Raw genomic sequence first — 23,498 nt, forward strand, 5'->3', positions numbered from 1 at the left:
CAGCCGCTCTTCCGCTCTCTTCGCTGCTTCCTGATCTGAGGCCTTCCTTTGCGGGCCAGCAGTTCCGCAGCGCGGCGCACAGCGGAAGAGCACTTCATCACAGCCTGTGTTTTTGCCTGTCTGTAGCGAACGCCGTCACCGCGTCTCCGCGGTGCCGCCCGCTTTGCGGACGTACGCACTCACGTCCTCATTCCGGGCTGCGCCACGCTCGCCGACGGCCTCTCCGTGAGGAGCCAGCCATGTCGATGATCCGTGACCTGCGCGCAGCAGTACGTCCCTCCCTGCGCAAGACCAGCGCCGCTTACAGCAAGTACGACACGTACGACGCCACCCGTGACCCCTCCGCCTCCAGCGCGGTCGTCGACTGCGCGGTCTACCGCGACGGACGGCGGCTGGAGACGGACCCCTGCGCCACGCCGCACGAGGCGATGCTGCGGGTGCGTGACGGCGGCGGCTTCGCCTGGATCGGCCTGCACGAGCCGACCGACGAGGAATTCGCCGGTATCGCGGCCGAGTTCGGGCTGCACCCGCTGGCGGTGGAGGACGCCGTCCACGCGCACCAGCGGCCCAAGCTGGAGCGGTACGACGACACCCTGTTCACCGTCTTCAAGACCATCCACTACGTGGAACACACCGAACTGACCGCGACCAGCCAGGTGGTCGACACCGGCGAGGTGATGTGCTTCACCGGCCGGGACTTCGTCATCACCGTGCGGCACGGCGGCAAGGGCTCGCTGCGCAACCTCCGTCACCGCCTGGAGGAGGACACCGAACTGCTCGCCAAGGGACCCTCGGCGGTCCTGCACGCGATCGCCGACCATGTGGTCGACGGGTACGTCGCGGTCGCGGCCGCCGTGCAGGACGACATCGACGAGGTCGAGATCGACGTGTTCTCGGCCCCGGCCAAGGGCAGCCCGCGCGGCTCGGACGCGGGGCGCATCTACCAGCTCAAGCGCGAGGTACTGGAGTTCAAGCGGGCCGTCTCCCCGCTGCTGCGGCCGATGCAGCTGCTGAGTGAGCGGCCGATGCGGCTGATCGACCCGGACATCCAGAAGTACTTCCGGGACGTCGCGGACCACCTGGCCCGGGTGCACGAGCAGGTCATCGCCTTCGACGAGCTGCTGAACTCGATCCTCCAGGCGAATCTGGCCCAGGCGACGGTGGCCCAGAACGAGGACATGCGCAAGATCACGTCCTGGGCGGCCATCATCGCCGTGCCGACGGCGGTCTGCGGCATCTACGGCATGAACTTCGACCACATGCCGGAACTGCGGTGGCGGTACGGCTACCCGATGGTGCTCGCCGCGATCGGCGGCATCTGCCTGATGATCCACCGCACGCTCAAGCGCAACGGCTGGCTGTAGGGCTGCCCGGGCTCCGCTGCGGGGGCACGCCCTAAGCTGCTCACCATGACGGAACTGCTGCTGGGACAGGCGCTGGTCGAGGAGGCCACGAAGAAGTCCGGCCTCATCTGGGTGCGGGGCCCCGGTCCCGCCCGTGCGCTGTGGCATGTCTGGCACGAGGGTGCGGTGTATCTCGTCGGTGACGGCCAGGGGGAGCAGCCGCTGCCCGGCCTCGCCGACGGCTCCACCGCCGAGGTGACCGTACGCAGCAAGGACAAGGGCGGGCGGCTGGTGGCCTGGACGGCGGCCGTCACCGAACTCGCGCCGCGCTCGGACGCCTGGGAGGCCGCCGTCGCCGAGCTGAAGGGCAAGCGGCTCAACGCGCCCGACGGCGAGCACATGACGGAGCGCTGGGCGCGCGAATGCCGCGTGCTGCGCCTCGTGCCCCAGGACGCGATCACGGACCTGCCGCGGGATTCCCTGGCCGCCGTGCCGCTGCCCACCACGGCGACGACCCGTGAGCCGGTCCCCGCCTCGCTGGGGCGGCTGCTGATGAAGCGGAAGAAGCGGAAGTAGGCGCTAGGATCGGCGGCATGTCTGTGGTGGTTCGTTGGTATTGGCGCTACGCGCCAGCTCCGGGTGGAGCCGGTGGTCGCGTGCGCTGACCATCCCACCACCCGGAGCCAGCAGGGCAGAGACGATCCGTCTCTGCCCTTCGTCGTTGAGGCGGGCCGGCACCGGGTGTGGACATCACAGGACCGGGCCCCCGCCGGACAAGTCAGGGGATGTACGTCGATGAGCACACCACCCGCCGGAGCCGGGGACCACGGCCGCAGCGAGAGCCGGAACCCGGGCCCGGACCGGCCGGAGACCGGCGATCTGCGCGTCACCGGCTTCGAGCCGCTGGTACCGCCCGCCGCCTCGCGCGCCGCCCTCCCGCTGGGCACGGCACGCGCGGCGCTCGTCCAGGAGAGCCGGCAGGCCGTCAGAAGGGTGCTCTCCGGGGAGGACGACAGGCTGCTGCTGGTCGTCGGCCCCTGTTCGGTGCACGACCCCGCGGCGGCGCGGGATTACGCGCGGCGGCTCGCGGCGGCCGTGGCACCGCTGAGCGAGGATCTGTGCGTCGTGATGCGCGTGTACTTCGAGAAGCCGCGGACGACGCTGGGCTGGAAGGGCCTCATCAACGATCCGGACCTGGACGGCACCCACGACGTCCACCGGGGCCTGCGGATCGCCCGCCAGGTACTGCTCGACGTGCTCGACACCGGGCTTCCCGTCGGCTGCGAGTTCCTTGAGCCGACCAGCCCGCAGTACATCGCGGACGCCGTGACCTGGGGCGCGATCGGCGCCCGCACACCGGAGAGCCAGGTGCACCGGCAGCTGGCCTCCGGCCTCTCGATGCCGGTCGGCTTCAAGAACGCCACGGACGGCGACGTACAGACCGCGGTCGACGGCTGTCTGACGGCCGCGGGCAGCCACGTCTTCTTCGGCATCGACGAGGAGGGCCGCGGCTCGGTCGTCTCGACGGCGGGCAACCCCGACTGCCACGTCATCCTGCGCGGCGGCCGGGGCGGCCCCAACTACGGCCGGCAGGACATCCACCAGGCCCTGGCCCTGCTGGACAAGGCCGGTATGCCGGGCCGCCTGGTGATCGACGCCAGCCACGCCAACAGCGGCAAGGACCACGTACGCCAGGCGGAGGTGGTCCGGGAGATCGCCGACCAGGTCGCCGCCGGGGAGCGCGGGATCGCCGGGCTGATGCTGGAGAGCTTCCTCGTCCCCGGCCGCCAGGAACCGGGACCGCTCGCGACGCTGACGTACGGCCAGAGCGTGACGGACGCGTGCGTCGGCTGGGAAGAAACAGAACGCCTGCTCACGGAAGTGGCCGAAGCAGTCCGCCGGCGCCGCCGGTCCCACCCCTGATGGCCGGGCCGGGCGGGCCCGGAGAGGACCCGCCCGGCCGGGTCTGCCGGGCAGGGCCTACTCGTCGCTCGTCGACGGGAGCTTGCTGCCGTAGTCGACCGTCTGGCCCTTGGCCGGGGCTTCCAGCGGGAAGTCCTTGCCCCAGTCCGACAGCGTCAGCGTGCCCGCGCCGCCCGCGCGTACCAGGCGCAGGGGGTATGCCGTGCCCATGAGGGAGACGTCCAGCGTGCCGCCCGCGCCGTCCTCGCCCGCGGCGACCTTGATGGTGCGTACGCCGCCGATCTTGTCGCGGTCGCCCTTGTTCAGGTCGCCGTTCAGCGCCAGCAGGCCGCCGAGCAGCACCTTCATGTCCGTGAAACCGCGCAGCTGCTTGTACGAGGGGTCGTCCTGCGGGACCTTCACGTATTTGTCGTTCAGTTTGTCGGCGGCCTGGGAGTCCGCGTTTCCGGACTTCGAGTCGCCGTCACCGCTTCCGTGGCTCCAGAAACCGGCGTCGGCCTTGAGGAAGAGTTCGTCCTCGACGCGCAGCAGCTCGAAGGTGTCGTTCTTCAGTGTGACGGAGCCCGTTCCGCCGGTCTTCTTGAGCCGCATGTTGAGCTTGTACGTCTGTCCCTCGGTGACCAGCGCGCCGGACAGGCGGACCGCCGCCGCGCTGCCCGCGGCCGTCTGTGCCCGGTGCTCGATCTGGGTGGCGGAGAGCTTGCCGACGCCGTTCGTTCCGGCGTCGGGGTCCTCGCCGCACGCCGTCAGTACCGTGGCAAGACCGGCGCACAGGGCGACGGGGAGAGCGGCCCTGCGGGCACGGTCGGACGGCCGGAGAGCGGTCACGGACGCTGCCTCTCATACGTGAATGGGGGGTGGCAGACCGCAGCGTACCCGGGCCGAACGAACGGTTCGACAGAGAGCCGGACGGAGGGATCCGCCAGGGCGGCGCGGAGCGGTACGGGCTAGCCTGAACCCGTAATCCCACCGGATAAAGCGACAATCAACGACTTTGAGGCGAAGGAGGCGCACGGTATGGCGGCAGGCGCCCCGCGGGTCTTCGTCTCCCATCTGGCCGGTGTGCCGGCCTTCGACCCCAGCGGCGACCAGGTGGGACGGGTCCGCGATCTGGTGGCCATGCTGCGGGTCGGCAACCGGCCGCCCCGGCTGCTCGGCATGGTGGTCGAGATGCTGAGCAGGCACCAGATCTTCCTGCCCATGACCCGCGTCACCGGCATCGAGTCCGGCCAGGTCATCATCACGGGTGTCATCAATGTGCGCCGCTTCGAGCAGCGCCCCACCGAACGGCTCGTCCTCGGTGAACTCCTCGACCGCCGCGTACGGCTCGTGGAGAGCGGCGAGGAGGTGACCGTCCTCGATGTCGCGATCCAGCAGTTGCCGGCCCGCCGCGACTGGGAGATCGACAAGGTGTTCGTCCGGCTCGGCAGGAAGGGCGGCGCGCTGCGGCGGCGCGGGGAGGCGCTGACCGTCGAGTGGTCGGCGGTCTCCGGTTTCTCGCTGGAGGAGGAAGGACAGGGCGCAGAGAACCTGGTGGCCACCTTCGAGCGGCTGCGCCCCGTCGAACTCGCCAACGTGCTGCACCACCTTTCGCCCAAGCGCCGGGCCGAGGTGGCCGCCGCCCTGGACGACGACCGGCTCGCCGACGTGCTGGAGGAACTGCCCGAGGACGACCAGGTGGAGATCCTCGGCAAACTGAAGGAGGAGCGCGCCGCGGACGTCCTGGAGGCGATGGACCCGGACGACGCGGCCGACCTGCTCTCCGAGCTGCCCGAGGAGGAGAAGGAGCGGCTGCTGACGCTGATGCGGCCGCATGACGCGGCGGACGTACGGCGTCTGATGTCGTACGAGGAGCGCACGGCCGGCGGTCTGATGACGACGGATCCGATCGTGCTGCGCCCCGACGCGACGGTCGCGGACGCGCTGGCGCGGGTACGCCAGCAGGACCTCTCCCCCGCCCTCGCCGCGCAGGTCTACGTGTGCCGGCCACCGGACGACACGCCGACCGGCAAGTACCTGGGCACGGTGCACTTCCAGCGGCTGCTGCGGGACCCGCCGTTCACCCTGATCAGCTCGCTCGTGGACAGCGACCTGCCGCCGCTGGCCCCCGACACCCCGCTGCCCGAGATCACCAGCCATCTCGCCGCGTACAACATGGTCTCCGTGCCCGTGGTGGACGCGAGCGGGTCGCTGCTCGGCGCGGTGACCGTGGACGACGTACTGGACCACCTGCTGCCCGACGACTGGCGGGAGACCGGATTCCGGGGCCCGGGCGAGGTGAGCCATGGCGGCTGAACGCGGAAACCGTCCGGAACGCCCGGAGAACGAGGCGGCCAAGGAGCGTACGAGAACGGGGTCGGGGATCGGCGCGACCGCGATCGTACGCAGTCCCCGGGTCAGGCTCGACCAGCCGCGACCGCAGCGGCGCAGGGTACTGCCGGAGTGGGACCCCGAGGCGTTCGGGCGGCTCTCGGAGCGGGTCGCCCGTTATCTCGGGACGGGCCGCTTCATCGTCTGGATGACGGTGACCATCATCGTCTGGGTGCTCTGGAACATCGTGGCGCCCGTCGAGGTGCGCTTCGACGAGTACCCCTTCATCTTCCTGACGCTGGCGCTGTCCCTCCAGGCCTCGTACGCGGCGCCGCTGATCCTGCTGGCGCAGAACAGGCAGGACGACCGGGACCGGGTCACGCAGGAGCAGGAGCGCAAGCAGAACGAGCGGGCGATCGCGGACACCGAGTACCTGACGCGGGAGATCGCGGCGCTGCGGATCGGGCTCGGCGAGGTCGCCACCCGCGACTGGATCCGCTCCGAGCTCCAGGACCTCGTGCGGGACATGGAGGAGCAGCACCTGCTCCTCCCCGCGGAGAACCGGCAGGGTCCGGAGGATTCCGACCGGCGTACCTGAGCAGGGTCCTGAGCACGTCCTGAGGAAGCCCTGCGGAAGTCCGCCCTCGGCGGCCGCGCGGCGGTCCGCGAACGTGAGGAATCCGACCGCCGGTCGGCTTTCCGCGGGCGGCCGGGCGCGCCGTACCATCTCCGTATGGCTACCGACACGTACGGAACCGCCGCCCCCGCGGAAGACGCGGTGCGCGCCGCGCTGGCGACGGTGAACGACCCCGAGATCCACCGGCCGATCACCGACCTGGGGATGGTCAAATCGGTGGACATCGGCGCGGACGGCGTGGTGGCCGTCACGGTCTACCTGACGGTCTCCGGCTGCCCGATGCGCGACACCATCACCAGCAATGTGACGGACGCGGTCGCCGGGGTCGCCGGGGTCACGCGCGTCGACGTGACGCTGGACGTGATGGGCGACGAACAGCGCCGCGAACTCGCCGCCTCGCTGCGCGGCGGCACCGCCGAGCGCGAAGTCCCGTTCGCCCAGCCCGGCTCACTCACCCGGGTGTACGCGGTCGCGTCGGGCAAGGGCGGTGTCGGCAAGTCGTCCGTGACGGTCAATCTGGCCGCGGCGATGGCGGCCGACGGGCTCAAGGTCGGTGTGGTCGACGCCGACATCTACGGGCACAGCGTGCCGCGCATGCTCGGCGTGGACGGCAAGCCGACCCAGGTCGAGAACATGATCATGCCGCCGGCCGCGAACGGTGTGAAGGTCATCTCCATCGGCATGTTCACGCCGGGCAACGCACCGGTCGTATGGCGCGGGCCGATGCTGCACCGCGCGCTCCAGCAGTTCCTCGCCGACGTCTACTGGGGCGACCTGGACGTGCTGCTGCTCGACCTGCCGCCGGGCACCGGTGACATCGCGATCTCCGTCGCACAGCTCGTGCCGAACGCCGAGATCCTGGTCGTCACCACCCCGCAGCAGGCCGCCGCCGAGGTCGCCGAGCGTGCGGGTTCCATCGCCGTGCAGACCCATCAGAAGATCGTCGGCGTCGTGGAGAACATGTCCGGGTTCCCGTGCCCGCACTGCGACGAGGTGATCGACGTCTTCGGCACCGGCGGCGGACAGCTGGTCGCGGACGGGCTGACGAAGACGACCGGCGCGACGGTGCCCGTGCTGGGCGCGATCCCGATCGACGTACGGCTGCGTGAGGGCGGCGACGCGGGCAAGCCGATCGTGCTGAGCGACCCGGACGCGCCGGCCGGCGCGGCGCTGCGCTCGATCGCGGGCAAGCTGGGCGGGCGGCAGCGCGGCCTGTCGGGCATGTCGCTGGGGATCACCCCGCGCAACAAGTTCTGAAGACAGAAGAAGTAAGGGGCGGCCGCTGTGGCGGCCGCCCCCTACCTGTACGCGCAAGCTCTGCTCTCGCGCCTTGGTCAGGGCCTACGACGCGTACGACGCGATGTCGCCGATCACCGAGAAGCCGAGACCGTACGCGCTCATCCCGCGCCCGTAGGCACCGAGGTGCACATCGCCCTCCGGCGAACCGGCCAGTACCCAGCCATACTCGGACTCGCGGTAGTGGAAGGTCGTCGGGACCCCGTCCACCGGCAGCGACAGCTCCGACCACTCGGGACCGCCCAGATCGTCGGCGATCTCGAACGCCGCCTCGGTCTGCTGCGTCAGCCAGTCGTCCCGCAGCGTGTGGTCGAGCTGCGCGGGCCAGGTGGAGGCCAGCAGCCCGGAACCCGCGAGCCAGGCCGCGGAGGAGGCCGTCGTGGCGTCCAGGTGGCCCGTGCCGTCGCCGGTCAGGCGTACGGGGCTGGTGGCCACCGTGACGACCACCGCGAACCGCTCCTTCTCCGCGCCCGACGCGTCCGGTCTTATCGACGGCTCTTCACCGTGACCGATGGAGCCGTGCTGTACGGCGCCGTCGGCGGCGACACCCACCTGCATCAGCCGGCGCGGCCCGGTGAACGCCTCGTCAAGGCCGTACCAGGGGAACGGCGCGCGCAGATAGCCGTCGACCGTACGCCGGGCTGCTGACACCCCCTCGGCAGTGGATGAGCTGGACACACCATGTGCGCCGACCCGACTCGTGGTCTCCATCTACTCGGCCGCCTCCTCGATCTCTGTCGTTCGCAGCGGCCCGCGCCCCACGGGCAGCTCACTGCCGAACAGATGGAGGATAGCCACCCGCTACCGACTCGTAGGGATTGCTCGTGCTCAGGTGGCGTCTGCGTCGAAGGGCGGGTGCACGACCGTATCGGGCTTTTCGTGCTTCTTGAGCAGGTCGGGACCGGCGGAGGCGGCGGCTGTCCCGGCGCCCGAAGTGACCTGCGCCACGGGTGTGTCCGAGGACTCGGACTCGGCGCTGTGGCCCTTCACCGCGTCGGCGACCTCGGACATCTCTTTCCTGAGGTCGAAGCTGCTGCGGATCTCCTTCAGCCCCAGGTCGTCGTTGTCCATCAACTGCTTGCGGACGAACGTCTTGGGGTTGAGGTCCTCGAACTCGAAGTCCTTGAACTCCGGGCCCAGCTCCGTACGGATGTCCTGCTTGGCGCTCTCGGAGAACTCCCGGATCTTGCGGATGAAGCCCGCGGTGTCCTGGATGACCTTGGGCAGCTTCTCGGGACCGAAAATGATCACAGCGAGAACCACGAGCGTCACTATCTCGAGTACGCCGATGTCATTGAACACCTTGCTGCTCCTCGGAGTCTCCGTGCCCGTGGACCGGACGTGTTCGCCCTGGTCCGAGGTGTGTCAGGATCCGGGCCGTTCCACCGTACCTGCCCGAAGTGTCCCCGCGGTACCTCCCGGTGAGCGTCAGATGGCGTCCGAGGAACCCAGGGACAGCGTCAGGGTGTGCTCCCGGCTTCCGCGGCGCAGCGTCAGCTCCATGCTGTCGCCGGGGCGGTGGGCGCGGATCTTGATGATCAGCTCCTCTCCGCTGTGCACCCGGTCCCCGTTCACCTCGGTGATCACGTCCCCCGGCCTGATGCCGGCCTTGGCGCCGGGACCGTCCGGGACCACCGCGGGGCCGTCGGCGGCCTTCGTGCCGACCCGGGCGCCGTCGCCCGTGAACTCCATGTCGAGCGTGACACCGATCACAGGGTGCGTGGCCTTGCCCGTGTTGATGAGTTCTTCGGCGACGCGCTTGCCCTGGTTGATCGGTATCGCGAAGCCGAGACCGATGGATCCGGCCTGGCCGCCGGCGAGACCGGAGCCGTTGTCCGCCGCGCGGATCGCGCTGTTGATGCCGATGACGCGGGCGCGGGTGTCCACCAGCGGACCGCCGGAATTGCCGGGGTTGATCGGCGCGTCGGTCTGGAGCGCGTCCACATAGCTGACGTCGCTGCCGTCGCCCTCCTCGCCGCCCGCGGTGATGGGACGGTCCTTGGCGCTGATGATTCCGGACGTGACCGTGTTGGACAGGTCGAAGGGGGCGCCGATGGCCACGACGGGGTCACCGACCCGGACGCTGTCGGAGTTGCCCAGCGGGAGCGGCTTGAGCCCGGAGACGCCGGTGACCTTGACGACGGCGAGGTCGTAGCCGCTGTCCTTGCCGACGAGCGTGGCCCTGGCGGTCTCACCGCCGCTGAACGTGACGGATATCTCGCCGCCGGACCCGGCCGGCTCGACGACATGATTGTTCGTCAGGATGTGGCCGGCGCGGTCGAGGACGAACCCGGTACCCGTGCCCTGCTCGCTGTCGCCGCTGACGTGCAGGGTGACGACGCTGGGCAGCGCGCTGGCGGCGATCCCGGCGACGCTGTCGGGCGCCCGGCCGCCGTTGTCCGGATCGGACTGCGGGAGCGAGACGCTGCCGAAACCGTCGTTGCGTTCGACGTACGCGCCGACCGCGCCCCCGATGACGCCGGTGACCAGGGCCAGCGCCACGGTGGCCGCGACGCCCGTCCTGCGGCGCCGCTTCAGCGGCTCGCCCGCATACGTGAGGGGCTGCTGCCGGTCCGGGGCCGCCCAGGGGTCGTACACCGGCCACTGCGAGGTGCCGGGCTGGGACGGTTCCGGTTGGGACGACTCGGACTGGGACGGCTCGGGGTCGTACGGGGACTCGGGCCTGGCGGGCACCGGCCGGCCATGCGGTGGCTGGACCGGCGGCGGGGGCGGGAAGGCCGCCTGCGCCGCCGTCACGCCGTGCGCGGGGGTCTGCGCCGGAGGCTGCACCCCGTACGCGGGGGTCGGGCGGGGCCGCTGCACGGGCGGTGCGGGAGTCAGGGGGCCGGGACCGCCGTGGGGCGGTGTGCCGTACTCGTCCGGCTCGTGCAGCGGCCGACGGCGGTTCTGAGGCGGTACGGGAGCGGGCTCCGCGGCCGGTTCCGGCTCCGCGACCGCGCCGCTGCCGGACTCCGATGCCCCGGGCTCCGGTACCCCGGACCCGGGCGCCGCGGACTCCGGAGGTGTCGCACGCCCCGCCGGGGGACGGCTCCACCACGGCGCCTTGGATCCGGTGGGCTTCCCGTCGTCCATGCTCTCCCCGCCACTGCCGCTCAGCGCCCCGGCGGGGGCGCCTGTGCAGGGATTCAACCAGGTTTACGAATCTCCGCGCAGCGGCCCGGTCAAAGACCCGGTCAGTGCCGGAGCGAACGCGGAGCGGCGGGCAGCGTCGGGGCCGCGAGCGCCGTGGGGCTCGGCGTGACCGACGGACCGACGGCGGAGACCGCGTCCGCCCTGAGCGCCGCTCCCGGAGGCACGACCAGCGGTGACGGCGACCTCAGGGAGACTGTCGAGAACAGCGGAGCGGACGCCGTCCGCTCCTGGAGCATGCCCGGAGGCGGGCCGTCGGTGGCGCGGTCGGCGGACTCCCGCGGAGCCCCGCCACGACCGCTCTGACGCCGGCCGGTCTCGGTCGACACGGACGCGGCGGCCGGGACGCCGGGCGCCCGGACCGGAGTGACGCTGTTGCCCGCACCCTGCGGCATCACGTCTGCGCCCGTACCGAGCGGCATCGTGCCGCCCAGCGCCATCGCCGCGAACGACACGGCGCTCGCGGCCGCGAAGGCGAACCGCTTTCCGCGCCAGGGGGAGCGCTCCGCCTCCTGGCGGCCCACCTCATGGATACGGAAGCCGGAGCCGGAACCGGGAAGGCTCGTGGAGTGCGAGGGGGCCGGCACATAGCCGAAGCCGTCCGTGCGGACCCCGAAGACACCGCTGCCGAACCGGCCCGCGTCGGGGAACCCGCGACCGCTGTCGCCGTCGTCGTCTCCGTCCGGCGAGCCCGGTGGTCTCTCCGGCAGTCCCTGGAGCTTCGCGAGGAAGCCCGCCGACGGGGGCGGCGGAGCGGCCTGCGCGAAGAAGCTCTTGAGCCTGCGCTGGGAATCGGCCTCGGCCTTGCATTTGCAGCAGGTCGCCAGATGCGCCTGCACGCGCTCCCGGGCGTCGTGGTCCAGCTCCCCGTCCACGAGGGCGGCGAGTCGGTCCCCCAGGTGCTGTTCGGCCGGGGTCGGGCTGGTACCGCTCACGCCGTTCCACCCTCCCCTGCCACGCTCACGAAGGCGCGCTGCTCCGCGCGGGCCTCCGGCGAACGGTGCTGCAGGGCCTTGCGCAGGTGGGAGCGCCCGCGGTGGATCCTGCTGCGTACCGTGCCGAGCTTGACGCCGAGCGTCGCCGCGATCTCCTCGTACGACAGGCCCTCGATGTCACAGAGCACCACCGCGGCGCGGAACTCGGGCGCGAGCGTGTCGAGCGCCTGCTGGACGTCCGCGTCGAAGTGCGTGTCGTGGAAGACCTGCTGAGGGGACGGCTCACGGCTGGGCAGCCGCTCCGCCGCGTCGTCACCGAGCGCGTCGAACCGGATGCGCTGCTTGCGGCGGACCATGTCGAGGAACAGGTTCGTCGTGATGCGGTGCAGCCAGCCCTCGAACGTGCCGGGGGTGTACGTCGACAGGGAACGGAAGACCCGGACGAAGACTTCCTGGGTCAGATCCTCCGCGTCGTGCTGGTTGCCCGTCAGGCGGTAGGCGAGGCGGTAGACACGTCCGCTGTGCGTGCTGACGATCTCCTCCCAGGTGGGAGGCGTCCACGCCTGCGATTCCGCATCCGATGCGAAGGTCGCCGTAACTGCGGAGTCGGTGGAGCGAGAACGGTCAGCGGTGTTGGTCACGGATTTCGGCTCACCTGCCGACCTGAGGAAGCGCGTCAGCACTCCCCTGCGATCCGCAGCCGTAGCCGCACCTCCCCTATCGGCTCTGGTGGTGTCCAGCGGAGCCCCTACCATAGCCACCTCGCCCGTTAGCTCCGGATAAGAATCTTTAGGTGAATTTAGACCCGTTCGCAGGTCTCGATCCATGTGTTCCCCGCCTCTGGACAACGCCCGGTCCCATCTGCGGGTTCCCGAGCGCAGCGGATACAGTCACGGTTGCGCCGCTACGGGGACAGGAGAGGGTCATTACCGCCAACCGGCAGACGAGCTTGGCGTTCGCCGACGCCTTTGTCGGCGAGGACGAAGCACTCGACTGGGCCCGTGACCGGGCCCGGGAGACGGGCCTTCGCTCCGTGTCACCGGCCACCGGCGCCACGCTGCGGCTGCTCGCTGCCACCCTGGACGCCAAAGCGGTCGCGGAGATCGGCACGGGCACCGGCGTCTCCGGGAGCTACCTGCTCCAGGGCATGCGCACCGACGGCGTGCTGACCACGGTCGACACGGAACCGGACTGCCAGCAGTTCGCCCGGCAGGCCTTCCGCGCCGCCGGCTTCACCGGAAACCGCGCGCGCTTCATCCCCGGCCGCGCCCTCGACGTACTCCCGCGCCTCGCGGACGGCGGCTACGACCTGGTCTTCTGCGACGGTGACCGGCTGGAGAGCCTGGAATACCTCGCCGAATCGTTGCGTCTGCTGAGACCCGGCGGACTGGTCTGCTTCGAAGGCATGTTCGCGCACGGCCGTACCGTCGACTCCTCCGCCCAGCCGGCGGAGGTCGTACGCGTACGGGAGCTGCTGCGGACGGTCCGGGAGAGCGAGGAGCTGCTTCCCGCGCTGCTGCCGGTGGGCGACGGGCTGCTCTGCGCGGTGCGGCGCGGCTGAGGCCGGGGTCGTGTACGCGTGCGTGACCGTGTCCCTGTCCCTGTCCGCGGACAGAACGCTGCCCCGCCGCGGAGTCTTATCCGCGACGGGGCAGCGACGGAGTCAATCCGGGGGTGACCCACGACCCCGAAGACTGTGAGCGTCCCGCTCAGCCGACGACCTTCTTCAGCGCATCACCGAGCGCATCAGCCTCGTCCGGAGTCAGCTCGACGACAAGCCGACCGCCGCCTTCGAGCGGAACGCGCATGACGATGCCCCGCCCCTCCTTGGTCACCTCGAGCGGGCCGTCGCCCGTCCGCGGCTTCATGGCCGCCATGCTCGTTCCCCTTCCTGAAACCAGCTCATCGCAGCCGGCGGCCCCATGACAGGCGCTGTGTCACCGGCATCGAACACATTGCTTCCTGGCCATTATCCCGCATGGCTGGACCCGATGACCAACATCGGACGGCATCGCTTGCGCAACGCGCTCTCTCAAAGCCCCTCAATTCGGCTCTCCGCCTGCGATACTTCGCCGCGCCTCGGCGAGACTTCTCCGTCGCGCACAAGGCGCCGGCCGAAAGATCTCCGCCATGCTGGGGCCCGACAGGACTGCCCCAGCCGCGAAGGGAACCGATCATGGCCGACACCGTGCTGTACGAGGTAAGTGACGGACTCGCAACGATCACGATCAATCGGCCCGAAGCCATGAATGCGCTGAATATCGCCGCCAAAGTGGCTCTCCGGGACGCGCTGGAGTCGGCCGCGGCCGACTCCGCCGTACGTGGAGTGCTGCTGACGGCGGCCGGCAACCGGGCGTTCTGTGTCGGGCAGGACCTCAAGGAGCACACGACGCTGCTCGCGGCGGACCGCGCCGACGGTACGGATCTCACGATGACCACGGTGCGCGAGCACTACAACCCGATCGTCCGGGCCATCACCGAGATGCCGAAGCCGGTGGTCGCAGGTGTGAACGGGGTCGCGGCGGGAGCCGGTCTCGGCTTCGCCCTGGCCGCGGACTACCGGGTCGTCGCGGACACGGCGGCGTTCAACACGGCCTTCGCGGGTGTCGCGCTGACCGCCGACTCGGGCGTCTCCTGGACGCTGCCCCGGCTGATCGGGACGAGCCGCGCGACGGACCTGCTGATGTTTCCCCGGACGGTCCGCGCGGAGGCGGCGTACGAACTGGGCCTCGTGAACAAACTCGTCCCCGCCACGGACCTCACGACGGTGGCCACCACGGTCGCCAGGACCCTGGCGCAGGGCCCGACGGTGGCGTACGCGGCCCTGAAGGCGTCCCTGGCGTACGGCGCGGGGCACTCGCTCCCGGAGACCCTGGAGAAGGAGAACGAACTCCAGACCCGGGCGGGCGCGTCGGAGGACCACGGCATCGCGGTGGACGCGTTCCTGACCAAGACGAAGCCGCGGTATGTAGGGCGGTGACGCGGACCGCCCGCACGGTGAAACGGGCCGTGCGGGGTGGCAAGCGGCAGGGCGAACCCGGTGAGACTCGCAGGTGGAAGGGGGCCGTGGAGGGGCCATGTCCAGAACGTAAAGCGTTACTTTGCGGCGCGGACACCACCGGCCCGGTGTCCACTACGCGTCCACGCGCCGTAAATAATGCAGTGGCGGACATGGCTGCTCCACGGAACCCGGCACCGACCCCAGCACAGAACACCCCAGCCCACGACGGCGGCGCGGAACCCGACGCGACCCGCAACGCACAACAACCCGGGGCCCGCGCCGGAAGACCTCACGTCAGCGCGCCACGCACCCCTTCAGGTGGTCGTTCACCAGGCCGCACGCCTGCATCAGCGCGTACGCCGTCGTCGGGCCCACGAAGCGGATGCCGCGCTTCTTGAGTGCCTTCGCCAGCGCCGCCGACTCGTCCGTCACCGCCGGGATGTCCGCCGCCTTGCGCGGGGCCGGGCGCGTCTTCGGGTCGGGGGCGTGGGACCAGATCAGGGCGTCCAGTTCGCCCGGTGCCCAGTCCGCCAGGACAGCCGCGTTCGCCAGTGTCGCGTCGATCTTGGCGCGGTTGCGGATGATGCCCGGGTCGGCGAGGAGGCGTTCGCGGTCGGTGTCCGTGAACGTCGCCACCGAGGCGATGTGGAACGAGGCGAACGCGCTGCGGAAACCCTCGCGGCGGCGCAGGATCGTGAGCCAGGACAGGCCGGACTGGAAGGCCTCCAGGCAGAGCCGTTCGAACAGCGCGTCGTCGCCGTGTACCTGGCGGCCCCACTCGGTGTCGTGGTACGCGACGTAGTCCTCGGTGGACAGGCCCCACGGGCAGCGCGGCCGGCCGTCGGGGCCCGGCACCAGGTCGTCGGATGTCACCGGTCGGTGTCCTCTCCCGGCTCCCGCAGGAGGCCCGGCGGGGAGACCGCCGTCGCCTGCGCGCCCGCGAGCGCCGATTCCAGCTCGGCGATCCGGGCGTCGCGCTCGGCCAGTTCCGCGCCGAGCCTGCTGAGCACGTCGTCCACGTCGGCCATCCGGTAGCCGCGCGCCGCGACCGGCAGGCGCAGGGAATCGATGTCCGCGCGGCCGACCGGGCGTGTCGCGGGCAGGGGGTCCACCAGCTGTTCCGGCGCGGTCTCCGGCAGGACCGCGCGGTCGCCGCCGCCGACCACCGCGAGCGTGACCGCGGCGACCACCACGACCATCGCGATGAGCAAGAACAAGAACAACACGTGCTTCTCCCCGGGCAGGAAACCGTTCACACAGATCGTGTCATGCGGACGGTTAGGGTCTCAGACGACGTGACTCTAGGAGGAACAGCGAATGGGCGGGACTCTGCGGCTGGGACGCCGGGAATTCGACGCGCGCGAGCCGGTGATCATGGCGATCGTGAACCGGACCCCGGACTCCTTCTACGACCAGGGCGCGACCTTCCGCGACGAGCCCGCGCTCGGCCGCGTGGAGCAGGCGGTGTCCGAGGGCGCGGCCATCATCGACATCGGCGGGGTGAAGGCGGGGCCCGGTGACGAGGTCACCGCCGAGGAGGAGGCGCGCCGTACGGTCGGTTTCGTCGCCGAGGTGCGCCGGCGGTTCCCCGACGTGGTGATCAGCGTCGACACCTGGCGTCACGACGTGGCGGACGCGGTGTGCGAGGCAGGCGCGGATGTGCTCAACGACGCCTGGGGCGGGGTGGATCCGAAGCTCGCCGAGGTCGCGGCGCGGCACGGCGTGGGGCTGGTCTGTACGCACGCGGGCGGTGCGCTGCCGCGTACCCGGCCGCACCGGATCGCGTACGACGACGTGATGGAGGACATCCTGCGCGTGACGGTGGGCCTCGCGGAGCGCGCGCTCGCGCTGGGGGTGCGCCGGGACGCGATCATGATCGATCCGGGGCACGACTTCGGCAAGAACACCCGGCACTCGCTGGAGGCGACCCGCAGGCTCGGGGAGATGGCGGAGACCGGCTGGCCGGTGCTCGTCTCGCTGTCCAACAAGGACTTCGTCGGCGAGACGCTCGACAAGCCGGTCAAGGAGCGGCTGCTCGGCACGCTCGCGACGACCGCGGTGTCGGCGTGGCTCGGCGCCCGGATCTACCGCGTTCACGAGGTGGCGGAGACGAAGCAGGTGCTGGACATGGTGGCGTCCCTCGCGGGGCACAGGCCCCCGGCGGTCGCCCGCCGGGGGCTGGCCTGACGCGGGTTACTTGCCGGTCTCCTTGGTCACCAGGGCAACCGCCTCGGCCACGTCGTCCGTGACGTGGAAGAGCATCAGGTCCTTCTCGGAGGCCTTGCCCTGCGCGACGACCGTGCCGCGCAGCCAGTCGACGAGGCCGCCCCAGTACTCCGTGCCGAAGAGGACGATCGGGAAGCGGGTGACCTTGCGCGTCTGCACCAGGGTCAGTGCCTCGAACAGTTCGTCCAGGGTGCCGAGGCCACCCGGGAGCACGACGAATCCTTGCGCATACTTGACAAACATTGTCTTTCTGACAAAGAAGTAGCGGAAGTTGACGCCGATGTCGACGTGCGGGTTGAGGCCCTGCTCGAAGGGCAGCTCGATCCCGAGGCCGACGGACACGCCGTCCGCTTCCCGCGCGCCCTTGTTCGCGGCCTCCATCGCGCCGGGACCGCCGCCGGTGATCACCGCGAATCCTGCCTCGACCAGCGCCTTGCCGATACGGGTCCCCGCCTCGTACTCCGGAGAGCCGACCGGGGTGCGTGCGGAGCCGAAGACGCTGATGGCGCTGGGCAGTTCGGCGAGGGCGCCGAAGCCCTCCACGAACTCCGACTGGATGCGCATCACCCGCCAGGGATCGGTGTGCACCCACTCGGAATCACCCTCGGTGTCCAGCAGCCGCTGGTCGGTGGTGCCGGCCTGTACCTGTTCCCGACGGCGGATCACCGGTCCGAGCCGCTGTTCCTCCGGCTTAGGCGCTTCCTCAGGCATGCCCATGACCTGCTCCCTCCGCTTGTGTCACGTTCTCGGCCAGAGTAGGTCCCAGGACGTGACACAAGCGGCGAAATCGCGGCAGTCGGCCGTGCTGCGGGTCAGGCGGTCAGCCAGTCCCGGAGCTTCTTCTCGCAGTGGGTGATCCGTTCGGTCACGACATGCTCGTCCCGCTTGTGCGCGAACAGCGGGTCGCCGGGCCCGTAGTTGACCGCGGGCACACCGAGGCCGCCGAACCGTGAGACGTCCGTCCAGCCGAACTTGGGCCGCGCCGTACCGCCGACAGCGGCCATGAAGGCGGCTGCCGCCGGGTGCGAGAGGCCGGGCAGGGCCGCTCCCGAGTGGTCGTCCACGGTGAACTCCGCGACTCCGCAGTCCGCGAAGACCTCGTGGACGTGGGCCAGCGCCTCTTCCGCGCTGCGGTCGGGCGCGTAGCGGTAGTTGACGACGACCGTGCAGGCGTCGGGGATGACGTTGTCGGCGACGCCTCCCTCGATCCGTACGGCGTTCAGCCCCTCGCGGTACTCCAGCCCGTCGATCACCGGCCGCCGGGGCTCGTACGCGGCGAGGCGCTGGAGGATCGGGGTCGCGGCGTGAATGGCGTTGGACCCCATCCAGCTGCGCGCGGAGTGCGCCCGCTCGCCCGTCGTACGGAGGTAGACCCGCAACGTGCCCTGGCAGCCGCCCTCGACCTCGCCGTCGGACGGTTCGAGGAGTACGGCGAAGTCGCCCTCCAGCCACTCCGGGTGGGCGTCGGCCACGTGCCCGAGACCGTTGAGGTCGGCGGCGACCTCTTCGTTGTCGTAGAAGATGAAGGTGAGGTCGCGGTTGGGCTCGGGGACCGTCGCCGCGATCCGCAGCTGTACGGCCACGCCCGCCTTCATGTCGCTGGTGCCGCAGCCCCACAGGACGCCGTTCTCGTCCAGCCGGGAGGGCAGGTTGTCCGCGATGGGCACGGTGTCGATGTGCCCGGCCAGGACGATCCGTTCGCCCCGTCCCAGAGTGGTGCGCGCCACGACGTTGTTGCCGTGCCGGTCGACGGTCAGGTGCGGCAGCCCCCGCAGTGCCTGCTCGATCGCGTCGGCGAGGGACTTCTCCTCGCCGCTGACCGAGGGGAAGTCGACCAGGCTCGCGGTGAGGGCCGGGCCGTCGAGGGTGAGGTCAAGAACGGTCTCAGACATGGTTTTGACCCTAGCCGTTCCGTCCGGCCGGGGAGGTCCGCCCGCCAGGGAGCGGCCTGCGGGCGGACGGCGCCGCTCCCTGGCCCTGGGGCGTGTTGTGAAAGTCCCACCCGGCTCGCGACGCCCGGCACGCGCACGCGCGGCGTTGTCGGAGTCATCCACGTGCGTCCGGGCCATCGACGACGCTGATCCTCCTCCTTGCGAGGGCACGCACCGGACGCCAAGCCCCGCCCTCCGGGCGGACGGCGCTGCTCCCCGGCCCTAGTAACGTGGTGCCGTGTCCGAGACCGCCTCCCCCATCCGTCACGGCCGCCTCCTGCGTATCGCGGCCGCCCTTGTTGTGCTGCTGGCTCTGGCCGGGTATGTAGTCGTCCAGTACATGACAGGCGGGGCGGGTCCGCCGCGCTGTGTCGTGCGTGCGACCGAGTCCGGTGACGGCGCCGGATCGACGTACGAGATGAGCCCGGAGCAGGCCGCGAACGCGGCCACGATCTCCGCGGTCGGTACCACGCGCGGCCTGCCGGAGCGCGCCGTGACGATCGCGCTGGCGACGGCACTCCAGGAGTCCGCGCTGCGTAATCTGGAGCACGGTGACCGCGATTCGCTCGGACTCTTCCAGCAGCGCCCGTCGAAGGGCTGGGGCACCGAGGAGCAGATCCTCGACCCGGTCTACTCGGCGGGCGAGTTCTACGACCACCTGGCCACAGTTCCCGGATACTCGCGGCTCCCGCTGACGGAGGCCGCGCAGCGCGTCCAGCGCAGCGGTTTCCCGCAGGCGTACGCGAAGCACGAGCCGGACGCCACGCTCCTGGCCGCCGCGCTCACCGGCAGGACGCCCGCCGTGCTGACCTGCCCCGCGCTCAGCGGGACCGCCGTCGGCGACCCGGCGAAGGTACGGGCCGAACTGGTACGGGCCTTCGGCCCCAAGGTGCTGCCCGCGGCCGAGACGTCAGGGCAGGCCGGGGCGCCGCGCGTGGCGGAGGTCTCCGTACCGGTCGCGGCCGGCGGCGCGCGCGGCGAGATGGCCGGCGGCAAACCGGCGCGGCGCGGCTGGGAACTGGCGCACTGGGCGGTGGCCCAGTCCGCGGCGCTGCGCATCGGCGAGGTGAGCTACGCGGGCCGGGTCTGGAAGGCGAAGGAGGCCGGCCGGGGCTGGCAGAGCGCCGGCGGTGACGCGGACGCGAGCACGACGGCAGTTCGAATCCGGACCGTGCAGTAGTACAACGGGTCGCCCGGACGGGTAAGTCCCGGCATCCTCCGGACGGCGTCTCTTCCGATGATTCCGTCCGGAGGCGCCGGTGCGTCAAAAGCCTTGAGGCACGGGCGAAGTGACGGTTCTTCAGGGGGGTACGGGACAGGCCCGTTTGACCGTTTTTATCCGTACCCGATAATGCGACGCATTACTAACTCTTTACCCGCTCGCACCGCAACTTCCGCTGCCCTTCGAGGGGTTGTCACGGCGTCCGATCGACGGACACCGCACAGTTTCTCCCCCGTCAAAGGAGCATCATGTCCCTCCCCCTGACCCGTCGGATCGCCCGTGCCGCGCTGCTCATCGCGGCGGGTGCAGCCCCCGTGGTCGGTGCGGCCGGCTCCGCGGGCGCGGCCACGCTTCCGCAGACCGCCGACCTCGGCGCGCTGACCGCGCTCGACGGCGCCCACGTCGGCGACACCATCGACAGCGGCGCCCAGCAGGCCACCAAGGCCGCGGGCGGTGTCGGCGGCAAGGTCGTCGGGACGGCCATCCCGGCGGCGGGCAAGACCGTCGGCCAGACCGCCAAGACCGTGACCCCGGCCGCGCAGAAGATGGCCGGTGACACCGCGGGCAGCGCCGGCGAGGTCCTGGGCCAGACCGCCACGAGCGCCGCCGGCGCCGCGCCCGCGAGCCCCCTCGGCGGCCTGTCCACCGACTCGCTGCCGCTCAAGGGCCTGCCGATCGGCTGACCCGCACGCGCGAACCCCTGCAGAGACGGAAAGGGCCCGGGGAGCACGAACTCCCCGGGCCCTTTCCGTACGCCCGGACGGCCTGCATTCAGCCCACCCGCGGCCGGCGTACGGCCCCTCCAGCCCGGGCGCCCGGCCCCGCCGCCGGCGCCCGGCCCGTTCAGCTCAGGCGCTTGACCGCCGCCGCGACGCGCTCGTCCGAGGCGGTCAGCGCCACCCGCACATGGCGCGCGCCCGCGGGCCCGTAGAAGTCCCCGGGCGCGACCAGGATGCCGAGCCGCGCGAGATACGCGACCGTGTCCAGGCACGGCTCGTCGCGCGTCGACCAGAGGTAGAGGCTGGCCTCGCTGTGATCGATCCGGAAGCCGTGGCCCTCCAGCGCGGCGCGCAGCGCGGTGCGGCGGGCGGCGTACCGCTCGCGCTGCTCCCGTACGTGCTCCTGGTCGCCGAGCGCCGCGGCCGTGGCCGCCTGCACCGGCGCGGGGGTCATCATCCCGCCGTGCTTGCGGATCTGGAGCAGCTCCCCCAGGACGGCCTCGTCGCCCGCCAGGAAGGCTGCCCGGTAGCCGGCGAGGTTGGAGCGCTTGGAGAGCGAGTGGACCGCCACGATGCCCTCGTACGTGCCTCCGCAGACGTCCGGGTGCAGCACCGAGACCGGCTCGGTCTCCCAGCCCAGCTCCAGGTAGCACTCGTCACTGAAGATCAGGACGCCGTGCTCGCGCGCCCAGGCGACGATCCGGGTCAGCTCCTCCTTGGAGAGGACCGCCCCGGTCGGATTCGACGGCGAGTTGAGCCACAGCAGCTTCAGGCCCGCGGGGTCGAGCTGCGTGGGGTCCTCGTACGGCACGGGCTCGGCGCCGCTGAGCCGCGCGCCGACCTCGTACGTCGGGTACGCGAGCCGCGGATGACCCACGCGGTCGCCCGCGCCGAGACCGAGCTGGGTCGGCAGCCAGGCCACCAGTTCCTTGGAGCCGACCACCGGCAGCACGTTCCTGTGCGTCAGCCCGCGCGCGCCGAGCCGGCGCTCCGCCCATCCGGTCAGCGCGTCGCGCAGCTCCGGCGTGCCCCACACCGTCGGGTAGCCGGGCGAGTCGGCCGCCTCGACCAGAGCCTGCTGGATGAACGCGGGGACCGGGTCGACGGGCGTGCCGATCGACAGGTCCACGATCCCGTCGGGGTGCGCCGACGCCGTCGCTTTGTAGGACTCCAGCTTGTCCCAGGGGAAGACGGGAAGGCGCGAAGAGACTGCGGACACGGTGCTCACTCTCTCTCGTACTTTCGTACGAACGCGTACGAACGGAAAACGCCCCGGCCCCGTACGGCGGCGGTGCCGTACGGGGCCGGGGTGTGCGGCGCTGTCAGCCGTTCTGCGGCGGCAGTGCGGCGATGAAGGAATGGTCGCGCTCGATCAGGCCGAGCTTGGAAGCACCGCCCGGCGAACCGAGCTCGTCGAAGAACTCGACGTTCGCCTTGTAGTAGTCCTTCCACTCCTCCGGGGTGTCGTCCTCGTAGAAGATCGCCTCGACCGGGCAGACCGGCTCACATGCACCACAGTCGACGCATTCGTCCGGGTGGATGTACAAGGACCGGGAGCCCTCGTAGATGCAATCGACCGGGCACTCCTCGATGCACGCCTTGTCCTTGACGTCGACACAAGGCTGCGCGATGACGTAGGTCACGCTGTCGTTCCTCCTCGATAGGGCGGCGGCGGGCCGATCTGCGGCTCCGTCCACAGGCGCGCGGGAGCGCGGCGTCGTCGATGCCCACACCTAGTATCTCCGTTCCTGGGCACGATCCGAACAGGAGGGGCGGGCAGAGCTGTGGAATTCACTGCGGGCGGACGGCTTGAGGTCCGTGTGACAGCCGCTGACGTGGGCAAACGCGTGTCGGTCAGGAAGATGACCAGACCTGGGGGCGGCGGGGAGAAGTTCAGCGACACGATCGGGGTTCTCACATCCTGGGACGACGGTGTGCTGCACATCACATGCCGGGACGGCCGGAGCGTCCGCATTCCGGCAGCCGATCTGGTCGCGGGCAAGGTCGTACCGGCCGCACCGGCCAGACGGCGCGGTCCGGCCGCGACGTTCGAGGAGCTGGCCCGGGCAGGCGCCCGCGCCTGGCAGCCGGTGGAGAGCGAGACGCTGGGCGGCTGGACGCTGCGCGCGTCCTCGGGCTTCACCCGGCGCGCCAACTCCGCGCTGGCGCTCGGCGATCCGGGGCTGCCGCTCGACGAGGCGCTGGAGCGGGTGCGCCGGTGGTACGAGGAGCGCGGGCTGCCCGCCTACGTACAGGCCGCGACCGGGGCCGAGGGCACGCAGGAGCTGCTGTACGCCGAGCTGGAACGGCGCGGCCTGCGGCCCGAGGTGAGCGCGGAGACACGGATCGCCGCGCTGGCGCCGCTCGGGGACCGTGACGCCGACGTCTCGGCGGTGCGGCTCGACCGGCACTGCGACGAGGCATGGCTCCGGCGCTATCAGCGCTTCTCCGTACCGGGACCGCATGTGCTGCACGTCCTGGGCAGCGGGCCTTCCGTGTGGTTCGCCTCCGTACCCGGGGAGGCCGGCGCGCCCGGGGAAGCCGGCGTGCCCGCCGCGATCGGCCGGTGTGTGATCGACGGCCGCTGGGCGGGCTTCATGGCCGTCGAGGTAGATCCCGCGCGCCGGCGCGAGGGCCTGGCGACCGCCGTGATGACCGCGCTCGCCCGCCGGGCGCTGGAGGAGGGCGCGTCGGCGGCCTGGCTCCAGGTCGAGTCGGAGAACGACGGAGCACGCGCGCTCTACGACGCGCTGGGCTTCACGGTCCACCACCGCTACCACCACTTCCGAACCTCCTGAGTGGGTA

Annotated in this window: 25 protein-coding genes; 12 read left to right on the top strand and 13 right to left on the bottom strand. The window is 71.1% G+C overall.

Annotated elements, in window-relative coordinates; translation table 11 throughout:
* Positions 1 to 239: 239 nt before the first annotated feature.
* From ACIP6N_RS07085 to ACIP6N_RS07095, 3 genes are all read left to right on the top strand, one after another.
* Positions 240 to 1,364 carry a magnesium and cobalt transport protein CorA gene (locus ACIP6N_RS07085; RefSeq protein WP_401813561.1) on the top strand — a complete coding sequence of 375 codons (1,125 nt, stop codon included), beginning with the start codon at positions 240 to 242 and terminating at the stop codon, positions 1,362 to 1,364.
* Between the two features lie 45 nt (positions 1,365 to 1,409).
* Entirely contained in the window at positions 1,410 to 1,919 is a 510-nt protein-coding gene (locus ACIP6N_RS07090) for a hypothetical protein (RefSeq protein ID WP_401813563.1), read from the top strand.
* Between the two features lie 219 nt (positions 1,920 to 2,138).
* The gene (locus ACIP6N_RS07095; RefSeq protein ID WP_401813565.1) at positions 2,139 to 3,266 is read left to right on the top strand and encodes a 3-deoxy-7-phosphoheptulonate synthase; all 1,128 of its coding nucleotides are present in this window, start codon (positions 2,139 to 2,141) and stop codon (positions 3,264 to 3,266) included.
* Between the two features lie 57 nt (positions 3,267 to 3,323).
* Here the strand turns inward: ACIP6N_RS07095 and ACIP6N_RS07100 are convergent, their stop codons facing one another.
* Positions 3,324 to 4,094, bottom strand: coding sequence for a hypothetical protein (locus tag ACIP6N_RS07100; protein WP_401813567.1), 771 nt, complete (start codon positions 4,092 to 4,094; stop codon positions 3,324 to 3,326).
* A gap of 189 nt (positions 4,095 to 4,283) precedes the next feature.
* Here ACIP6N_RS07100 and ACIP6N_RS07105 point away from each other — a divergent pair, with 189 nt between their 5' ends.
* From ACIP6N_RS07105 to ACIP6N_RS07115, 3 genes are all read left to right on the top strand, one after another.
* Positions 4,284 to 5,561 (top strand): magnesium transporter MgtE N-terminal domain-containing protein, encoded by a 1,278-nt coding sequence (locus ACIP6N_RS07105; RefSeq protein WP_401813569.1) that lies wholly within the window; start codon positions 4,284 to 4,286, stop codon positions 5,559 to 5,561.
* Positions 5,551 to 6,174 (top strand): DUF1003 domain-containing protein, encoded by a 624-nt coding sequence (locus ACIP6N_RS07110; protein ID WP_401813570.1) that lies wholly within the window; start codon positions 5,551 to 5,553, stop codon positions 6,172 to 6,174. The genes ACIP6N_RS07105 and ACIP6N_RS07110 overlap by 11 nt, the downstream gene beginning before the upstream one ends.
* A 135-nt stretch (positions 6,175 to 6,309) precedes the next feature.
* Entirely contained in the window at positions 6,310 to 7,470 is a 1,161-nt protein-coding gene (locus tag ACIP6N_RS07115; protein ID WP_401813571.1) for an Mrp/NBP35 family ATP-binding protein, read from the top strand.
* Positions 7,471 to 7,554: 84 nt separating this feature from the next.
* On the opposite strand, the gene ACIP6N_RS07120 is transcribed toward ACIP6N_RS07115, so the two are convergent.
* The 5 genes from ACIP6N_RS07120 to sigE all read right to left on the bottom strand — a co-directional run bounded on the left by ACIP6N_RS07120 (position 7,555) and on the right by sigE (position 12,349).
* Positions 7,555 to 8,220 (bottom strand): hypothetical protein, encoded by a 666-nt coding sequence (locus tag ACIP6N_RS07120; protein WP_401813573.1) that lies wholly within the window; start codon positions 8,218 to 8,220, stop codon positions 7,555 to 7,557.
* 117 nt (positions 8,221 to 8,337) lie between these two features.
* Complete coding sequence (locus ACIP6N_RS07125) at positions 8,338 to 8,811, bottom strand: sec-independent translocase (RefSeq protein WP_401813575.1); 474 nt, start codon at positions 8,809 to 8,811, stop codon at positions 8,338 to 8,340.
* Positions 8,812 to 8,937: 126 nt separating this feature from the next.
* A complete protein-coding gene (locus tag ACIP6N_RS07130; protein ID WP_401813577.1) occupies positions 8,938 to 10,602 on the bottom strand; it encodes a trypsin-like peptidase domain-containing protein in 1,665 nt (554 codons plus the stop codon).
* 101 nt (positions 10,603 to 10,703) lie between these two features.
* Positions 10,704 to 11,594: an anti-sigma factor family protein gene (locus ACIP6N_RS07135; protein WP_401813578.1), complete on the bottom strand. Its 891-nt coding sequence runs from the start codon at positions 11,592 to 11,594 to the stop codon at positions 10,704 to 10,706.
* Complete coding sequence (gene sigE / locus ACIP6N_RS07140) at positions 11,591 to 12,349, bottom strand: RNA polymerase sigma factor SigE (RefSeq protein WP_401814378.1); 759 nt, start codon at positions 12,347 to 12,349, stop codon at positions 11,591 to 11,593. Before sigE ends, ACIP6N_RS07135 begins: the two co-directional genes overlap by 4 nt.
* A gap of 104 nt (positions 12,350 to 12,453) precedes the next feature.
* On the opposite strand from sigE, the gene ACIP6N_RS07145 reads away from it, so the two are divergent.
* Positions 12,454 to 13,155 carry an O-methyltransferase gene (locus ACIP6N_RS07145; protein ID WP_401814379.1) on the top strand — a complete coding sequence of 234 codons (702 nt, stop codon included), beginning with the start codon at positions 12,454 to 12,456 and terminating at the stop codon, positions 13,153 to 13,155.
* A gap of 148 nt (positions 13,156 to 13,303) precedes the next feature.
* Here ACIP6N_RS07145 and ACIP6N_RS07150 read toward each other — a convergent pair whose 3' ends face one another.
* Positions 13,304 to 13,471 carry a DUF3117 domain-containing protein gene (locus ACIP6N_RS07150; RefSeq protein WP_003966491.1) on the bottom strand — a complete coding sequence of 56 codons (168 nt, stop codon included), beginning with the start codon at positions 13,469 to 13,471 and terminating at the stop codon, positions 13,304 to 13,306.
* A 299-nt stretch (positions 13,472 to 13,770) separates the two neighbouring features.
* On the opposite strand from ACIP6N_RS07150, the gene ACIP6N_RS07155 reads away from it, so the two are divergent.
* Positions 13,771 to 14,574 (top strand): enoyl-CoA hydratase/isomerase family protein, encoded by an 804-nt coding sequence (locus ACIP6N_RS07155; RefSeq protein ID WP_401813579.1) that lies wholly within the window; start codon positions 13,771 to 13,773, stop codon positions 14,572 to 14,574.
* Between the two features lie 315 nt (positions 14,575 to 14,889).
* Here the strand turns inward: ACIP6N_RS07155 and ACIP6N_RS07160 are convergent, their stop codons facing one another.
* Together ACIP6N_RS07160 and ACIP6N_RS07165 are read right to left on the bottom strand one after the other, a co-directional pair.
* On the bottom strand, positions 14,890 to 15,468 hold the full coding sequence (locus tag ACIP6N_RS07160; protein WP_401813580.1) for a DNA-3-methyladenine glycosylase I: 579 nt from the start codon (positions 15,466 to 15,468) through the stop codon (positions 14,890 to 14,892).
* Positions 15,465 to 15,818 (bottom strand): hypothetical protein, encoded by a 354-nt coding sequence (locus tag ACIP6N_RS07165; protein WP_401814380.1) that lies wholly within the window; start codon positions 15,816 to 15,818, stop codon positions 15,465 to 15,467. The genes ACIP6N_RS07160 and ACIP6N_RS07165 overlap by 4 nt, the downstream gene beginning before the upstream one ends.
* A gap of 94 nt (positions 15,819 to 15,912) precedes the next feature.
* On the opposite strand from ACIP6N_RS07165, the gene folP reads away from it, so the two are divergent.
* Complete coding sequence (gene folP, locus ACIP6N_RS07170) at positions 15,913 to 16,782, top strand: dihydropteroate synthase (protein ID WP_401813582.1); 870 nt, start codon at positions 15,913 to 15,915, stop codon at positions 16,780 to 16,782.
* Between the two features lie 6 nt (positions 16,783 to 16,788).
* On the opposite strand, the gene ACIP6N_RS07175 is transcribed toward folP, so the two are convergent.
* Together ACIP6N_RS07175 and dapE are read right to left on the bottom strand one after the other, a co-directional pair.
* Positions 16,789 to 17,538, bottom strand: a complete 750-nt coding sequence (locus ACIP6N_RS07175; protein ID WP_401813583.1) for a TIGR00730 family Rossman fold protein — start codon at positions 17,536 to 17,538, stop codon at positions 16,789 to 16,791.
* Between the two features lie 95 nt (positions 17,539 to 17,633).
* Entirely contained in the window at positions 17,634 to 18,713 is a 1,080-nt protein-coding gene (dapE, locus tag ACIP6N_RS07180) for a succinyl-diaminopimelate desuccinylase (RefSeq protein ID WP_401813585.1), read from the bottom strand.
* A 277-nt stretch (positions 18,714 to 18,990) separates the two neighbouring features.
* Between dapE and ACIP6N_RS07185 the strand changes: the two genes are divergently transcribed.
* Together ACIP6N_RS07185 and ACIP6N_RS07190 are read left to right on the top strand one after the other, a co-directional pair.
* A complete protein-coding gene (locus ACIP6N_RS07185; RefSeq protein WP_401813586.1) occupies positions 18,991 to 19,932 on the top strand; it encodes a hypothetical protein in 942 nt (313 codons plus the stop codon).
* Between the two features lie 290 nt (positions 19,933 to 20,222).
* The gene (locus ACIP6N_RS07190) at positions 20,223 to 20,657 is read left to right on the top strand and encodes an ATP-binding protein (RefSeq protein ID WP_401813588.1); all 435 of its coding nucleotides are present in this window, start codon (positions 20,223 to 20,225) and stop codon (positions 20,655 to 20,657) included.
* Positions 20,658 to 20,817: 160 nt separating this feature from the next.
* On the opposite strand, the gene dapC is transcribed toward ACIP6N_RS07190, so the two are convergent.
* Positions 20,818 to 21,912: a succinyldiaminopimelate transaminase gene (gene dapC / locus ACIP6N_RS07195; RefSeq protein WP_401813589.1), complete on the bottom strand. Its 1,095-nt coding sequence runs from the start codon at positions 21,910 to 21,912 to the stop codon at positions 20,818 to 20,820.
* Positions 21,913 to 22,015: 103 nt separating this feature from the next.
* Positions 22,016 to 22,336, bottom strand: coding sequence for a ferredoxin (gene fdxA, locus ACIP6N_RS07200; protein WP_369034909.1), 321 nt, complete (start codon positions 22,334 to 22,336; stop codon positions 22,016 to 22,018).
* Between the two features lie 141 nt (positions 22,337 to 22,477).
* On the opposite strand from fdxA, the gene ACIP6N_RS07205 reads away from it, so the two are divergent.
* Positions 22,478 to 23,491: a GNAT family N-acetyltransferase gene (locus ACIP6N_RS07205; protein ID WP_401813591.1), complete on the top strand. Its 1,014-nt coding sequence runs from the start codon at positions 22,478 to 22,480 to the stop codon at positions 23,489 to 23,491.
* Positions 23,492 to 23,498: the final 7 nt, after the last annotated feature.

It is taken from the genome of Streptomyces sp. NPDC088725 (assembly GCF_044751305.1).
Lineage (GTDB): Bacteria > Actinomycetota > Actinomycetes > Streptomycetales > Streptomycetaceae > Streptomyces.

What these genes read in the sequence shown, in the direction of transcription:
- sigE (WP_401814378.1), bottom strand. Translation starts at nt 12,349, where the DNA reads ATGGTAGGGGCTCCGCTGGACACCACCAGAGCCGATAGGGGAGGTGCG.
- dapE (WP_401813585.1), bottom strand. Translation starts at nt 18,713, where the DNA reads ATGTCTGAGACCGTTCTTGACCTCACCCTCGACGGCCCGGCCCTCACC.
- ACIP6N_RS07085 (WP_401813561.1), top strand. Translation starts at nt 240, where the DNA reads ATGTCGATGATCCGTGACCTGCGCGCAGCAGTACGTCCCTCCCTGCGC.
- folP (WP_401813582.1), top strand. Translation starts at nt 15,913, where the DNA reads ATGGGCGGGACTCTGCGGCTGGGACGCCGGGAATTCGACGCGCGCGAG.
- ACIP6N_RS07150 (WP_003966491.1), bottom strand. Translation starts at nt 13,471, where the DNA reads ATGGCGGCCATGAAGCCGCGGACGGGCGACGGCCCGCTCGAGGTGACC.
- ACIP6N_RS07095 (WP_401813565.1), top strand. Translation starts at nt 2,139, where the DNA reads ATGAGCACACCACCCGCCGGAGCCGGGGACCACGGCCGCAGCGAGAGC.
- ACIP6N_RS07190 (WP_401813588.1), top strand. Translation starts at nt 20,223, where the DNA reads ATGTCCCTCCCCCTGACCCGTCGGATCGCCCGTGCCGCGCTGCTCATC.
- ACIP6N_RS07105 (WP_401813569.1), top strand. Translation starts at nt 4,284, where the DNA reads ATGGCGGCAGGCGCCCCGCGGGTCTTCGTCTCCCATCTGGCCGGTGTG.
- ACIP6N_RS07115 (WP_401813571.1), top strand. Translation starts at nt 6,310, where the DNA reads ATGGCTACCGACACGTACGGAACCGCCGCCCCCGCGGAAGACGCGGTG.
- ACIP6N_RS07155 (WP_401813579.1), top strand. Translation starts at nt 13,771, where the DNA reads ATGGCCGACACCGTGCTGTACGAGGTAAGTGACGGACTCGCAACGATC.
- ACIP6N_RS07110 (WP_401813570.1), top strand. Translation starts at nt 5,551, where the DNA reads ATGGCGGCTGAACGCGGAAACCGTCCGGAACGCCCGGAGAACGAGGCG.
- ACIP6N_RS07120 (WP_401813573.1), bottom strand. Translation starts at nt 8,220, where the DNA reads ATGGAGACCACGAGTCGGGTCGGCGCACATGGTGTGTCCAGCTCATCC.
- ACIP6N_RS07175 (WP_401813583.1), bottom strand. Translation starts at nt 17,538, where the DNA reads ATGGGCATGCCTGAGGAAGCGCCTAAGCCGGAGGAACAGCGGCTCGGA.
- ACIP6N_RS07130 (WP_401813577.1), bottom strand. Translation starts at nt 10,602, where the DNA reads ATGGACGACGGGAAGCCCACCGGATCCAAGGCGCCGTGGTGGAGCCGT.
- ACIP6N_RS07090 (WP_401813563.1), top strand. Translation starts at nt 1,410, where the DNA reads ATGACGGAACTGCTGCTGGGACAGGCGCTGGTCGAGGAGGCCACGAAG.